This is a genomic window from Pseudomonas peli, from assembly GCF_050563605.1.
Taxonomy (GTDB): domain Bacteria; phylum Pseudomonadota; class Gammaproteobacteria; order Pseudomonadales; family Pseudomonadaceae; genus Aquipseudomonas; species Aquipseudomonas peli_A.
The window spans coordinates 20,292-34,723 of the sequence record NZ_JBNXUH010000010.1 but is presented as its reverse complement, the minus strand read 5'-3'; the positions used below and the strand labels follow the sequence as shown (position 1 = coordinate 34,723).

At 62.0% G+C, this 14,432-nt stretch carries 9 protein-coding genes and 2 pseudogenes; 6 read left to right on the top strand and 5 right to left on the bottom strand.

All coding sequences use genetic code 11. From position 1 onward, the window contains the following. Nucleotides 1-37: 37 nt before the first annotated feature. From glyA to gcvH, 3 genes are all read right to left on the bottom strand, one after another. On the bottom strand, nt 38-1,291 hold the full coding sequence (gene glyA, locus ACQ4LH_RS13830; RefSeq protein ID WP_430697682.1) for a serine hydroxymethyltransferase: 1,254 nt from the start codon (nt 1,289-1,291) through the stop codon (nt 38-40). Nucleotides 1,292-1,409: 118 nt separating this feature from the next. After that, on the bottom strand, nt 1,410-4,262 hold the full coding sequence (gene gcvP / locus ACQ4LH_RS13825) for an aminomethyl-transferring glycine dehydrogenase (protein ID WP_430697681.1): 2,853 nt from the start codon (nt 4,260-4,262) through the stop codon (nt 1,410-1,412). Between the two features lie 9 nt (nt 4,263-4,271). Next, nucleotides 4,272-4,655: a glycine cleavage system protein GcvH gene (gene gcvH / locus ACQ4LH_RS13820; protein ID WP_090248917.1), complete on the bottom strand. Its 384-nt coding sequence runs from the start codon at nt 4,653-4,655 to the stop codon at nt 4,272-4,274. A gap of 572 nt (nt 4,656-5,227) precedes the next feature. Between gcvH and ACQ4LH_RS13815 the strand changes: the two genes are divergently transcribed. From ACQ4LH_RS13815 to ACQ4LH_RS13800, 4 genes and pseudogenes are all read left to right on the top strand, one after another. Further along, nucleotides 5,228-6,982: a DUF1302 domain-containing protein gene (locus tag ACQ4LH_RS13815; protein WP_430697680.1), complete on the top strand. Its 1,755-nt coding sequence runs from the start codon at nt 5,228-5,230 to the stop codon at nt 6,980-6,982. 28 nt (nt 6,983-7,010) lie between these two features. Next, entirely contained in the window at nt 7,011-8,381 is a 1,371-nt protein-coding gene (locus tag ACQ4LH_RS13810; RefSeq protein WP_430697678.1) for a DUF1329 domain-containing protein, read from the top strand. Nucleotides 8,382-8,538: 157 nt separating this feature from the next. Further along, nucleotides 8,539-10,791 (top strand): annotated as a pseudogene (locus ACQ4LH_RS13805) (hypothetical protein); the annotation flags it as partial. A 69-nt stretch (nt 10,792-10,860) separates the two neighbouring features. Next, nucleotides 10,861-11,079: pseudogene (locus ACQ4LH_RS13800) on the top strand (response regulator transcription factor); the annotation flags it as partial. A gap of 264 nt (nt 11,080-11,343) precedes the next feature. Here the strand turns inward: ACQ4LH_RS13800 and ACQ4LH_RS13795 are convergent. Further along, complete coding sequence (locus ACQ4LH_RS13795) at nt 11,344-12,147, bottom strand: transglutaminase family protein (protein WP_430697677.1); 804 nt, start codon at nt 12,145-12,147, stop codon at nt 11,344-11,346. A gap of 151 nt (nt 12,148-12,298) precedes the next feature. On the opposite strand from ACQ4LH_RS13795, the gene ACQ4LH_RS13790 reads away from it, so the two are divergent. Beyond that, on the top strand, nt 12,299-13,318 hold the full coding sequence (locus ACQ4LH_RS13790) for a Leu/Phe/Val dehydrogenase (RefSeq protein ID WP_430697676.1): 1,020 nt from the start codon (nt 12,299-12,301) through the stop codon (nt 13,316-13,318). A gap of 66 nt (nt 13,319-13,384) precedes the next feature. On the opposite strand, the gene ACQ4LH_RS13785 is transcribed toward ACQ4LH_RS13790, so the two are convergent. Further along, complete coding sequence (locus tag ACQ4LH_RS13785; RefSeq protein WP_275960906.1) at nt 13,385-13,645, bottom strand: YebG family protein; 261 nt, start codon at nt 13,643-13,645, stop codon at nt 13,385-13,387. A 268-nt stretch (nt 13,646-13,913) separates the two neighbouring features. On the opposite strand from ACQ4LH_RS13785, the gene ACQ4LH_RS13780 reads away from it, so the two are divergent. Continuing rightward, entirely contained in the window at nt 13,914-14,420 is a 507-nt protein-coding gene (locus ACQ4LH_RS13780) for a phosphate-starvation-inducible protein PsiE (RefSeq protein WP_430697675.1), read from the top strand. The last annotated feature ends 12 nt before the right edge of the window (nt 14,421-14,432 follow it).

The following is a 14,432-nucleotide window of genomic DNA, read 5'->3' as shown; positions in this document are numbered from 1 at the left end:
GTAACCGCGCCGCTAGTGGCAAAAACTGCGTACCGTTCTAGTCAGCGTAGACCGGGAAGCTGGCGCATAGGTTCGCAACCTGACCACGAACGCGCTCGATTACCGCAGGGTTTTCCAAGTCGTCGAGGATGTCGCAGATCCAGCCGGCCAGGGTGCGGCACTCGCCCTGCTTGAAACCGCGGGTGGTTACCGCCGGGGTGCCGATGCGGATGCCGGAGGTGACAAACGGCGACTGCGGGTCATTCGGCACGGCGTTCTTGTTCACCGTGATATGCGCTGCGCCCAGGGCTGCGTCGGCCGCCTTACCGGTGAGGCCCTGCTTGATCAGGCTGACCAGCATCAGGTGGTTGTCGGTACCGCCGGAGACCACGTCAAAGCCGCGCGCAACAAACACTTCGGCCATGGCCTGAGCGTTGTTGATCACCTGCTGTTGGTAGGTCTTGAAGCCTGGCTCCAGCGCTTCCTTGAAGCATACGGCCTTGGCCGCGATCACATGCATCAGCGGGCCACCCTGGCTGCCGGGGAACACGGCGGAGTTGAGCTTTTTCTCGATCTCTTCATTGGCCTTGGCCAGGATCAAGCCACCACGCGGGCCGCGCAGGGTTTTATGCGTTGTGGTGGTGACCACATCGGCAAACGGCAGCGGATTCGGATACAGACCAGCGGCCACCAGGCCCGCAACGTGGGCCATATCGACAAACAGCAGCGCACCGACCTGGTCGGCGATGGCGCGGAAACGGGCGAAATCCAGGGTGCGCGAGTAGGCGGAGAAGCCGGCGACGATCATCTTCGGTTTGTGTTCGACGGCCAGGCGCTCTACCTCGGCGTAATCGATCAGGCCCTGTTCGTCGATGCCGTACTGCACCGCGTTGTACAGCTTGCCGGAGGACGACACCTTGGCGCCGTGGGTCAGGTGGCCGCCGTGGGCCAGACTCATGCCGAGAATGGTATCGCCGGCATTCAGCAGCGCCAGGTACACCGCGCTGTTGGCGGAAGAACCGGAGTGCGGCTGCACGTTGGCGTAATCGGCGCCGAACAGCTGTTTGGCGCGCTCGATGGCCAGGGCCTCGACCTTGTCGACATGCTCGCAACCACCGTAATAGCGCTTGCCCGGATAGCCTTCGGCGTACTTGTTGGTCAGGCCGCTGCCCTGGGCCTGCATCACCCGCTGGCTGCAATAGTTTTCCGAGGCGATCAGCTCGATATGGTCTTCCTGACGCTGCTCTTCGGCGTTGATCGCGGCGAGCAGGGCGTCATCGTAGCCTTGCAGTTGGTCGTGCTTGCTAAACATGGTGAGGCCCTCTGGTTTTTATATGAGGTGCAGCTAACCCGCCTCGGGTAGAGGTGAGTCGAAAATTGGGGAGAAAGCAGTCCTGCGGCCCGGATGTGTTCCGGGCCGCGGGCTGTTGTCACGCGTCCTGGTACGCCTCGATGGACGGGCAGGCGCAGATCAGGTTGCGGTCGCCGAACACGTTGTCCACACGGCCGACCGGCGGCCAGTACTTGGCCTCGATCAGGCTGGCCACTGGGTACACGGCCTGCTCGCGACTGTAGGCGTGAGTCCACTCGCCGACCAGTTCCAGTGCGGTGTGTGGGGCGTTTTTCAGCGGGTTGTCGTTGGCGTCCAGCTGGCCAGCTTCCACCGAACGAATCTCGTTGCGGATGGCGATCATGGCGTCGCAGAAGCGGTCCAGCTCTTCCTTGGACTCGCTCTCGGTCGGCTCGATCATCAGGGTGCCGGCTACCGGGAAGGACATGGTTGGCGCGTGGAAGCCGAAGTCGATCAGGCGCTTGGCCACGTCGTCAACGCTGATGCCGCTGCTGTCTTTGATCGGGCGGATATCCAGAATGCACTCATGCGCCACCAGGCCATTGCTGCCCGAATACAGCACGGGGTAGTGCTCTTCCAGGCGGCGGGCGATGTAGTTGGCGTTGAGAATGGCCATCTGGGAGGCGCGCTTGAGGCCTTCGCCGCCCATCATGCTGATATACATCCAGGTAATCGGCAGGATACTGGCGCTGCCGAACGGCGCAGCGCTGACCGCACCTTCCTTGCGCGCCATATGGCCGTGGCCAGGCAGGAACGGAATCAGGTGCTCTTTAACACCAATCGGGCCGACGCCTGGGCCGCCACCGCCGTGCGGGATGCAGAAGGTCTTGTGCAGGTTCAGGTGCGACACGTCACCGCCGAACTTGCCCGGGGCGCAGAGGCCGACCATGGCGTTCATGTTGGCGCCGTCGATATACACCTGGCCGCCGTTGTCATGAACGATCTGCGCGATCTCGCGGATGCCTTCTTCGAACACGCCGTGGGTCGATGGGTAGGTGATCATGATCGCGGCCAGACGATCCTTGTGCTCTTCGGCCTTGGCCTTGAGGTCAGCGATGTCGACGTTACCGCTGCTGTCGCAGGCGGTTACCACCACGCGCATACCGGCCATGCTGGCGGTCGCTGGGTTGGTACCGTGGGCCGATTGCGGGATCAGGCAGATATCGCGCTGATCATCGCCGCGGCTCAGGTGATAAGCACGAATGGCCAGTAGGCCGGCGTACTCGCCCTGGGAGCCGGCGTTCGGCTGCAGGGAGATGCCGTCGTAACCGGTGGCCGCGCAGAGCATGGCTTCCAGTTCGGTGGTCAGCTGGGTGTAACCCTGGCTCTGTTCGGCCGGGGCGAAGGGGTGCAGGCTGCCGAACTCGGCCCAGGTCACCGGGATCATTTCGCTGGCGGCGTTGAGCTTCATGGTGCAGGAGCCCAGCGGAATCATGCTGCGGTCCAGCGCCAGGTCCTTGTCAGCCAGCTTGCGCAGGTAGCGCATCAGCTCGGTTTCGCTGTGGTAGCGGTTGAACACCGGGTGGCTGAGAATTTCCGATTCGCGCAGCAGGCCTTTTGGTAGTTGGGCGATTACGCCAGCCGCCAGTTCAGCGAAGGCTGGAACAGCTTTGCCTTCGGCGAAGACCGCCAGCAGGGCTTCAACGGCCGCTTGATCGGTGGTTTCGTCGAGGGACAGGCCCAGGCGCTCGCCGTCGACTTCACGCAGGTTGATCCCGGCCTTGCGCGCCGCAGCGTGCAGGGCAGCGGTTTTGCCGCCGGTGGCCAGGGTCAGGGTGTCGAAGAAAAATTCCTGCTCAACGCTGTAACCCAAAGCGCGCAGGCCTTTGGCCAGGATTGCGGTGAACTGGTGGGTGCGTTGGGCGATTTGCACCAGGCCTTTCGGGCCGTGGTACACGGCGTACATGCTGGCGATATTGGCCAGCAGCACCTGGGCGGTACAGATGTTACTGGTGGCCTTCTCGCGGCGGATATGTTGCTCGCGGGTCTGCATGGCCAGGCGCAGGGCCGGCTTGCCGAAACGGTCGATCGACATGCCGACCAGGCGGCCCGGCATATCGCGTTTGAATGCATCGCGGGTGGCGAAGTAGGCCGCGTGTGGGCCACCGAAGCCCAGCGGCACACCGAAACGCTGCGCGCTGCCCAGGGCCACGTCGGCACCGAACTCGCCCGGCGGAGTGAGCAGGGTCAAGGCCAGCAGGTCAGCGGCGACGGCGACCAAAGCATTGGCGGCGTGGAAGCGCTCAACCAGTTCGCGGTAGTCGAAGATGTCGCCATTGCTCGCGGGGTACTGCAGCAGCGCGCCGAAGTAGGCGCTGGCGTCAGTGATGGCTGCTTCGTCGCCGATCACCACTTCAATGCCCAGGGGCTCGGCACGGGTGCGCAGCACGTCGAGGGTTTGCGGATGGCAATGCTGGGAAGCAAAGAAGGCATTGCTGGCCTTGTTCTTCGACAGGCGTTTGCAGAAGGTCATGGCCTCGGCTGCGGCGGTGGCTTCATCCAGCAGCGAGGCGTTGGCGATCTGCATCCCGGTGAGGTCGCTGATCAGGGTCTGGAAGTTCAGCAGCGACTCCAGGCGGCCCTGGGAAATCTCTGGCTGATACGGGGTGTAAGCGGTGTACCAGGCCGGATTTTCCAGCAGGTTGCGCAGGATCGGGCTCGGCGTGTGGGTGCCATAGTAGCCCTGACCGATAAAGGTCTTGAGCTGCTGGTTTTTGCCGGCGATGGTCTTGATCTTGGCCAGGGCGTCGGCTTCCGACAGGCCCGGCTGGGCGCCCAGCACGCTGGTGCCCTTGATGCTGTCGGGGATGACGTTATCGGTCAGCGCGTCGATGCTGGCGTAGCCGAGCAGTTCGAGCATGGCAGCGGTATCGGCGTCACGTGGGCCGATATGGCGGGCGACAAATTCGTTCTGGGTGGTCAGCTTGGTCATCACAATCTCTCAGGCGTCAGCATTGGCGTTGAGCAGGCGCTCGTAGGCGGCCTGGTCGAGCAGGTCGGCTACCGCGCTGGCATTGGCCGGACGGAAACGGAAGAACCAACCCTTGCCCAGGGGATCTTCGTTGACCAGCTCAGGGCTGGATTCTAGCTCGCCATTGACCTCGACCACCTCACCGTCCAGCGGCATGGCGATATTGCTCGCAGCTTTTACCGATTCCAGCACGGCCACTTCGTCACCCTCGGCATAGCTCTGGGCTTCCGGCAGCTGAACGAACACCACGTCACCCAGGGCTTCCTGGGCATAGGCAGTGATGCCCACGGTAACCAGACCATCGGCATCCTGACGCAGCCATTCGTGCTCAACGGTAAAACGCAATTCGCTCATGTGAACTCCTCAAGGGTGGTGACTCGCCCTTTCTGCTGGGGGCGATGTGCTGGACGCGCGTGCCGGGCACGAGCGGAAGGTGGAAAGACCATAGCAAGGTAGGTGCCATTATATTTTTTATCAATAAAAACAATAACTTAAGTTATTTTTATGGGTTCGGTCTTATGGCGTTTGTAGTGATTTCGATACGGATGGGGGCGGTTAACCCATAAAGCGCCCGGCAAAGGCACTGGCGTCGCGGGCTGATCGTTTTGTGTCGCTTTCCTTACGATGTATTCAAATCGATACATGCGCCTGCCAGAACCACCGATTGGCCTCCGCGCTGGTGCTGCAACGCGACCTGCGTTATCGCGCCAAGAGCCACCCATAGCTCCAGCGAGCCGCAAGGCCCATTCACCCACCCTATAAAGCGCCATTGAAATGGTCCATGGACCGGCTGGGGAGCGGCTTTTTAGAGGTGCATTCACTCTTTCGGCTGACGGGGCAAATACCTCTTTCGGGCGCTTATCCCGCATCAGGCGGCTGAGTAGCGTGTGGCCTCTACATGAAACCCAGCTTTCCAGGAGAGCCGCATGACAACAAGAACAAGACATGCCTACTTCCAGCCCTGCGTACTGGCCGTGGCTGTCGCTTTGGGTGGCATTGCGCCGGCCCAGGCTGTGACTTTCAACTTCGGCGAGATCGAGGCGCAGTTCGACTCCCAGTTGTCGATAGGTGCCAGCTGGTCGACGCGCGGCGCGGAGCCAGCTTTTGTCGGGACTCGCAATGGCGGTGAAGCTTCCTCACAGACTAACGACGATGGCCGACTGAACTTCAAGAAGGGCGAAACCTTCTCGAAGATCTTCAAGGGTATTCATGACCTGGAATTGAAGTACGGCGATACCGGTGTATTCGTGCGCGGCAAGTATTGGTACGACTTCGAAACCAAGGATGAGCAGCGCTTGCTCTATGACATCGACGATCACAACCGCAAGGAAGCCGCGCAGGCCTCCGGTGCGCAGATTCTCGATGCCTTCGTCTACCACAACTACAGCCTGGGCGATCTGCCGGGCAGCGTGCGGGCCGGTAAGCAGGTGGTCAGCTGGGGCGAGAGCACATTTATCGGCAACTCGATCAACTCGATCAACCCGATCGACGCCGCCGCCTTCCGCCGTCCTGGTGCGGAAATCAAGGAAGGTCTGATTCCGGTCAATATGCTCTATGTGTCGCAGAGCCTGACCGATAGCCTGTCCATGGAGGCCTTCTATCAGCTGGAGTGGGACCAGACCATTCTGGATAACTGCGGCACCTTCTTCTCCGGCAGTGATACGGCCGCCGATGGTTGCGAAGACCGTCTGGTGGTGGCCGGGGCCGATGTTGGCCCCGGCGAGTCGAATAACACCGGTGCCCCGGGCAACCCTGTGTATATCCCGCGTGCTGGCGACCGCGACGCTCGCGATGACGGTCAGTTCGGCGTAGCCCTACGCTGGTTCGCCGAGTCGTTGAACGACACCGAGTTCGGCCTTTACGCCATGAATTACCACAGCCGTACGCCCAGCGGCAGCTTTATCATCACCACTAACGGCACCCCCCAGGCTGCCCGTTATTTCCTTGAGTACCCGGAGGATATTCGCCTCTATGGCCTGAGCTTCCAGAGCAACGTCGGCGGTACCGCGCTGTCCGGTGAGATCAGTTACCGGCCGAATATGCCGATCGGGATCAACTCCACCGACCTGACCTTCGCCTCGCTCGGCTCGGGTACCTCGCCGGTATTTACCAGCGGCCATGCCGCGCCGGTGCTCGGCGGCGATATCCAGGGTTATGTGCGCAAGCCCTTTACCCAGGCGCAGGTCAGCGCGGTGCAGTTTTTCGACCGGGTGCTGGGTGCCAGCCGCCTGACTCTGGTCGGCGAGGTCGGTTACAACCATATCAGCGGTATCAGCGATGACACCGGCGAACTGCGCTTCGGCCGCGATCCGGTGTTTGGCTTCGGTGAGATTGCCAACAACGCGGTGTGCCAGGCAGGCCTCAACGCGGCCAACCCAGACCAGTGTAATGACGACGGGTTCTTTACCAGCAGTTCCTGGGGTTATCGCCTGCGCGCCAGTGCCGACTACAGCAACGTGATCGCTGGTATCAACCTGAGCCCGAGTGTGGCCTGGTCGCATGACGTCGATGGTTATGGGCCGAACTTCAACGAGGGTAGCAAGGCCATCAGCGTCGGTCTGAACGCCGACTACCAGAACACCTACAACGCCAGCCTGAGTTACACCGACTTCTTTGGTGGCGAGTACAACACCACCACTGACCGTGATTTCGTCGCCCTGAGTTTTGGCGTGAACTTCTGATCAACCCTGCGCAAAGGATCCGTAAAGAATGAAAAGCACAAGAATCCTGCAAACCGGTGCGCTGGCACTCAGCCTGTTGGCCTGCAGCGTGATGGCCGCGGTATCCCCCGAGGAGGCGGCGCAACTGGGTGCCAGCCTTACTCCGCTGGGCGCGGAAAAGGCCGGTAACGCCGAGGGCAGCATCCCGGAGTGGACCGGCGGTCTGCCGGCCAATGCCGGCAGCGTCGACAGCAAGGGCTTCCTCGCCGACCCGTTCGCCAATGAACAGCCGCTGTTCACCATCACCGCCGCCAATGCCGCGCAGTACCAGGACAAGCTGTCTCCTGGCCAGATGGCGATGCTTAAGCGTTATCCCGACAGCTACAAGCTGCCGGTCTACCCAACCCACCGTACTGCTGCGGCACCCGATGCCATCTATGCCGCGGCCAAGCAGAGCGCGCTCAACACCAGCCCGGTGGATGGCGGCAACGGCCTGCAGAACTTCAGTGACAGCCGTTACTACGCCTTCCCGATTCCCAAGAGTGGCGTCGAGGTGGCCTGGAACCATATCACTCGCTACCGCGGCGGCAACGTGCGTCGCTGGATCACCCAAGCCACACCGCAGACCAATGGTTCCTTCAGTCTGGTCAAGTTCGAGGACGAAATTGCTTTCCCTTCGGATATGCCCGACGTCGACCCAGCCAAGGCGGCCAACGTGCTGCTCTACTTCAAGCAGCGGGTAACCGCGCCATCGCGCCTGGCAGGTAACGTGCTGCTGGTGCACGAGACCATCGACCAGGTTAAGGAGCCGCGCCTGGCGTGGATCTACAACGCCGGCCAGCGCCGTGTGCGCCGCGCTCCGCAGGTGGCTTATGACGGTCCGGGTACTGCCGCCGATGGTATGCGTACCGCCGACAACTTCGACCTGTTCTCCGGTGCGCCAGATCGTTACGACTGGAAACTGGTAGGCAAGAAGGAGATGTATATCCCCTACAACAGCTACAAGTTGGACTCGCCAGCACTCAAATACGACGACGTGATCAAGGCTGGGCATATCAACCAGGACCTGACTCGCTACGAGCTGCACCGGGTCTGGGAAGTGGAAGCCACGCTGAAGTCCGGCGAGCGGCATATCTATGCCAAGCGCCATATGTACTTCGATGAGGACAGCTGGCAACTGGCCCTGGTCGACCACTACGACGGCCGCGGCCAGTTGTGGCGTGTCGCCGAGGGACATGCGCAGAGCTACTACCACCACAAAATGACCGGTTACACCCTGGAAGCGCTGTACGACGTGATCGCCGGGCGCTACCTGGCCCTGGGTATGAAGAACGAAGAGAAGTCCGCCTACAGCTTCGGCTTCCAGACCAGCGGCGCCGACTACACCCCGGCCGCCCTGCGTAGCTCCGGCGTGCGTTAAAGCCGCCGAGCAACCTCGCAACTCCGTGATTTAGGCGGCCCTCGGGCCGCCTTTTTTATTGCCCGCCATCACCTGCGGTAATAGAGCTGTAAGCCTCAGGTGTTGAGGTTTAGTCTGCAATGATCCGGTTCCTGCAATAACAATAAAACGAGCCGTCATGAACGCATTAGCGCCATTCTCGCTGAGCGCCGCAGCGTCTTCCTGTGGCAGCGTACAACGCCCGCCGCCCGGGCATATCTCCCGGCTATCCCTGCAGCAGCGCCTGCTGGCGCAAGACTGTCGCCTGCGTTTGCTGGTCGGCCCGGCTGGCTTTGGCAAGACCGTACTGTTGGCCGATTGCGCCCGTGAATGTCCGGCCAGCTACCGCCTGCTCTGGTTGACCTGCGCCGCCGAAGGCCTGCATGCCGAGCAACTGGCCCAGCAGCTGGGCAAGCTGCTCGATTACCCCGCTGACCTCAGTAGTGGCGAGTTGCTGGCGACCCTAGCGCAAGAGTCGCGGCAGCTGTGGATCATGCTCAATGACTACCCGGCGCAGCCGAACCACAGTCTCGATGGTTTTCTCAATCAACTGCTGATGGTGACCCCGCCTGGCGTTTGCTGGTGGCTGGGCAGCCGCCGGCGGCCGGTCTGCAATCTCTCGCGCTTGTTGCTGGAAGGTGAGCTGCTCGAACTGGGGGCCAGCGAACTGGCCTTCAGCGAGGCGGAAGTACTGGCCTGGCTGCAGCAGTTGGACCCCGCCCGCAGTGCCTGGGCGCAGGATCTGCATGAGCTGACCCAGGGCTGGCCAGCGGCTTTGCGTCTGCGTCTGTTGGCGGCTCAGGCCGAGCCGGCTGCGTTGAGTGCGCCACAGGATGGTGAGCATGATCAGCTGCTCGCCGAGTATGTCGAACGTGAAGTGTTGCAAGGGCTGCCGGATGAGCTGTTGCAGATGTTCCAGCAACTGGCGCAGTTGCCGCGCTTCAATCCGGCGCTGTGTGATCACCTGTTTGGCATGGGCGAGGGCGCGCAGTGGTTACGCGCGCTGATCGACCGCGGCGTGTTTATTCAGGAGTTGGACGCAGCCAAAGGCTGGTATGTACTGTTCCCGCCGCTAGCCCGACTGCTGCAGCGGCAGGTGCAAAACCTGCCGTGCAGCGCCTTGCACGTACATGCCAGCCAGTGGTTTGCCGGCCATGGTGATATTCGCGCGGCGGTGGAGCATGCCTTGCTGGCCGGGCAGCCGGAGGTGGCCGGTAGTTTTCTTGAGCGCTTTACCGAGGAGCAGGTGCTGCAGGGGCAGGACCTGGCGCTGATTCTGCGCTGGCGTAGCGAGTTGCCGGACAGCCTGCTGTGCAGCACGCCCCGGCTGATTCTGCTCAACGCCTGGGTGTTGCTGCTGGTCGGCCGTCTGGATGAAGCACAGACCTGTATCAATCAGCTGTCGCGCTTTCAGCCGCGTAGCGATGGCGCGCGGACCCGCGAGCTGTTCGCTCACTGGCAGGCCATCCAGGGCATCATTGCCTACGGCCGGGCCTGCGCGATGGACTCCCGCAACAACCTGCTGGAAGCCCTGCAGAGCTTGCCGGAAAACGCCTGGGCGCAGTCGCTGTTGTGTCGTTCGGCGTTGACTCTGGTGGCCATTGGTGAAGGTCAGCTGGAGGTGGCGCAGAAGCTTAGTTTCGAAGCCTTGAAGCAGGCGCGCCTGCATGGCAACCCGGTGTTTGAAGCCTTGCTGGAGTTGGATCACGCCCTGCTTCTGGAGGCGCGTGGCGAATTTGTCCGCGCCGAAGCGTTGCTGCAGCGGGTGCTGACGGCAACCGCTCCGGCCGCCTTGCGCAACACGCCGGTACTGGCACGCCTTGAGCTACGCCTGGGGCGTCTGCAGTTGCGCCAGGGGCGTGCGGATGAAGCGGCTACGGCTCTGCTACAAGGGCTTGAACATGCGCTCGCTTGCGGTGATCCGGGGGCTTTTCATGGCTACCTGGGCCTGGCCGAGTTGGCGATGGGGCAGAGTGATGTCGCCACGGCCTTTGCCCACTTGGCGCAAGCCGAGCGGCAGATGCAGCGTCAGCACGTCACGGAAACCCTCTACCGCGGCACCCTATTGCTGGCCAGCAGTCACCTGTGGATCGCCCAAGGCCACCGTCAGCGTGCACGGGAAGCAGCCACCCGGGTGCTGGGCTATGAACGACGGGTCAAAGCAGTGCTGCCGACGCCGAATTTCCCCGAGCTGATTCCGCGTTTTCAGGCGCTGCTGCTGCAACTGGATCGCGAGCAGGGCGAGGATGTGCGCGAACCTCTGCGGCAGTTACTGGAGCAGGTGGCAGGCCAAGGTAGGCAGGCGTTGGTCAGTGAGTTGTGGCTCAGCTATGCCGAAGCCTGCGCAGCCTTTGGTGATAAAGCTGGCGCCGAACAGGCCCGGCAGGCCGGCCAGGCCTTGCAGCTGCGTCTGGGTTATCAGTGCCCGTGGTTCCGCGTGGCCAGCCAGGCCGATGAGGCGCCGAGCGCTTTGCCTGCCGCCAGCGCCAATGCCCTGAGCAGCCGCGAACTTGCAGTGCTCGGCCTGATCGCCCAGGGGCTGTCCAATCAGGAAGTGGCCGAGCAGCTGTTTATTTCCCTGCATACGGTCAAAACCCATGCCCGCCGGATCAACGGCAAGCTGGGCGTGGCGCGGCGTACTCAGGCGGTGGCCAAGGCCAAGGCGTTGGGCTTTTTTTAGGGTCTGTTGCCGTTTCGTTCGCGGCCGCGCCGGAGCCTGTTTTAGCGCGAGGCAAGGCACGAGACACGAAGTTTGGTTGTTCCAAATGAGTGTCGAGAAACGCAGCATCGCGCTAAAACAGGCCCGTCCCTGCGGGTTGCGCACAAAATATCGCCATGCGGTGTTGGAGGACTTGGCAAGGGAACAACCATTACCTGCGTCCTCCGCCTAGCCTGGCGAGATTTTGCGCAGCAACGCGGCTCGCGAATGAAACGGCAACAGACCCTAGTGCAGCGCCGGGCTTGCGCTGAGTAGGCGTAGACGCTGGCTGAGTTGCAGGTGCTGCGCCGGGTCATCGCTGAGCAGCAGGGCGCATTGCAGGTCGAAGCGCTCGCCCTGCGGACAATCGAGCAATTGATAAATCTCCGCGCGGGCCAGGTGATCATGCAGGGTCGGCGTGCCGAGCAGCAGCACGCGCTCGGCATCGCGCAGCGCGGCCAGCGGGTCATCGTCCAGTTGATGCAGTTGCCGCAGATTGCGCGACAGACGTTGCAGCATGCTGCGCTCATCGCAGGGTTGCAGCTGGCTGGCGCTCAACTCGGCGTTAGGGCCCAGGTGGCGCTGCAGCAGCTCGCGGCATTCGCGGGTATACAGACGCCGGCCGCTGCACGGGTCGAGCAGGTGATCGGCGCCCGGTACGCGCAGCAGAAAATGCCCCGGAAAATTCACCCCCTGCAGCGGAATTCCCAAGCGCCTGGCCAACTCCAGCGCGAGCAGGGCCAGGGATAGCGGCTGGCCACGGCGGCGCAGCAACAGCTGATCAAGCAGCGCCGCCCTCGGCCGCAGCGGGCGTTCGTCGTCTTCATGAAAATCCAGCTCACTGAGCCTGCGCAGCAGCGGTTGCGCCAGTTCCTGCAGCGGCAGGTTAGGCAAGCCCTGGCCGACCTGCTGCTGCAAGCCGTTAAGCCGTTGCAGCACCTCGGCCGGTTGCAGCGTTGGCTGGTGCTCCACGGCAATCCACAGCGCTGCCTCGAACAGCGCAGGCGGTTGTTGCTCCAGACAGGCAAGGCAGGCGGAGCGTGGGTCCATGGCAATCTCCAAGTCTCTCTGGCTTTGTAGTCAAGCGCCGGTGCTTCGTCCAGTGGATTGTTGCGCGGGCCCATGGTGCAACTGACCGCCGGAGGGGTGCGGGCAGAGCCACTGCCTATACTGATCTGCAAATCAGTACGGGAGCCACAGCATGTTCGCCATGATGGAAACCGCCCGGCTGGAGTCGTTGCACTTCGCCGTGGACCCGCTGACTGGCCTGCAGGCCATTATCGCCATCCACAACAGTCGCCTCGGTCCCGCGCTGGGCGGCTGTCGTTATCTACCCTACGTCGACAGCCAAAGCGCCATTGAGGATGTGCTGCGCCTGGCCAAGGGCATGAGCTACAAGGCGGCGTTGGCCGGCCTGCAACAGGGCGGCGGCAAGGCGGTGATTATCCGTCCGGCGCATGTCGACAATCGCGGCGCATTGTTTGAAGCCTTCGGGCGGTTTATCGAAACCCTTAACGGCCACTACATCACCGCCATGGACAGCGGCACCTCCAGCGTCGATATGGACTGCATTGCCCAGCACACCCAGCATGTCACCAGCACCACGGCCGAAGGCGATCCGTCGCCACACACGGCGATGGGGGTGTTTACCGGTATTCGCGCCACCGCTCTGGCACGGCTCGGCAGCGACAACCTGGAAGGCTTGCGGGTGGCGATTCAGGGCCTGGGCAATGTCGGTTATGCGCTGGCCGAGCAACTGCATGCCGCTGGCGCCGAGCTGCTGGTCAGCGATCTGGATCAGGGGCGTGTGCAACTGGCAGTCGAGCAACTGGGTGCGCGGCCGGTGGCCAGCGAGGCCTTGCTCTCCACTCCGTGCGACATTCTCGCGCCGTGCGGGCTGGGCGGTGTGCTGAACCACACCACAGTCGGGCAGTTGCGCTGTTCGGCGGTGGCGGGGGCGGCAAACAATCAGCTGGCCAGTGCCGATATCTCCGACAGCCTGCAGGCGCGGGGGATTCTCTATGCGCCGGATTATGTGATCAATGCCGGTGGCCTGATCTACGTGGCGCTGAAGCATCAGGGCGAGCCCCTGCCGGCGATCACCGCGCACCTGACGCAGATCAGCCGGCGCCTGACCGAAATCTTCGGTCATGCTCAGGCCGATAAACGCTCGCCGGCGAGGGTCGCCGATGCCATTGCTGAGCGTTTGTTGTATGGCTGAGTTTGACCGTTGCTAGAAACGCAAAACCCCAGTCGTTGACTGGGGTTTTGTTTACCGCTGCTGGCGTTACTCGGCAGCGGGTTCGCTCAGTTCACTCAAGGCGTCGGGTTGGTTCTTAAACGCCTTGGCGAAGATGTCACGGTTCTTCGCCATATAAATCCCCAGCTCTTCACCCTGGGCTTCATTCAGCGATGGCACGGCTTTTTGCAGTACCTCGGTGAGCAACTCGGCCAGTTCGAGCATTTTGTCATGACGGTCGGCTTCGGCTTTATCCATGAATAAACGCTCCAAATCCCGGCTGCTGCGGTACACCACTTCGACGGCCATTCATCACCTCTACGCCTTCACGCTGATAGGTTGCAATAAACTGTTTATTTGTACAGTGGTAGCGAGCATAAAGAACTCGCCTGCATTTGGCCAGCAGCAATTGCCATGCCGGCTAACAACATAGCCGATTCTTCAGCCTGCAACAGCCAGTCGCCAGCATGGCGCGGCGGTTGCAGGTGCTTTTTCGCCCGCAGCAAGCTTCTTCTACTGACACTGTTAGGTGATGACGCGCGGTGCTGTCGTCATTTTCGATCTTCTAGGAGCTTTTATGGGTAAGCCAAACTGGGCCGAGCTGATGCGCGAGCGCATGCATGGGCTGGCGGAATCGCTGGGCAATCTGTTGATGGAGGCGTTCCACTACCTGGCGCTGTTCGCCATCGGCGCCATCACCGCCTGGGCCGCGATCATGGCCTTTATCGGCATGCTGGAGAAGGGCCACATAACCGTCGACGACATCCTGCTGCTGTTTATCTACCTGGAATTGGCGGCGATGGTGGGGATCTATTTCAAGACCAACCACATGCCGATCCGCTTCATGATCTATGTGGCGATTACCGCGCTGACCCGTCTGATGATTTCCGATATCTCGCACAACCATAAACCCGACATGGGCGTGGTGATGGTCTCTGGGGCGATTCTGTTGCTGGCGCTGGCGATCTTTGTGGTGCGCTATGCCTCCTCGCGCTTTCCTGCGGTGCAGGCCGGCGGTGCGCGGAAAAAGACCAATGCGGCGGATGAGGCGGCCGAACGTGATGATGCGCAGAGCGATGACTGAGGCGCAGGGCTG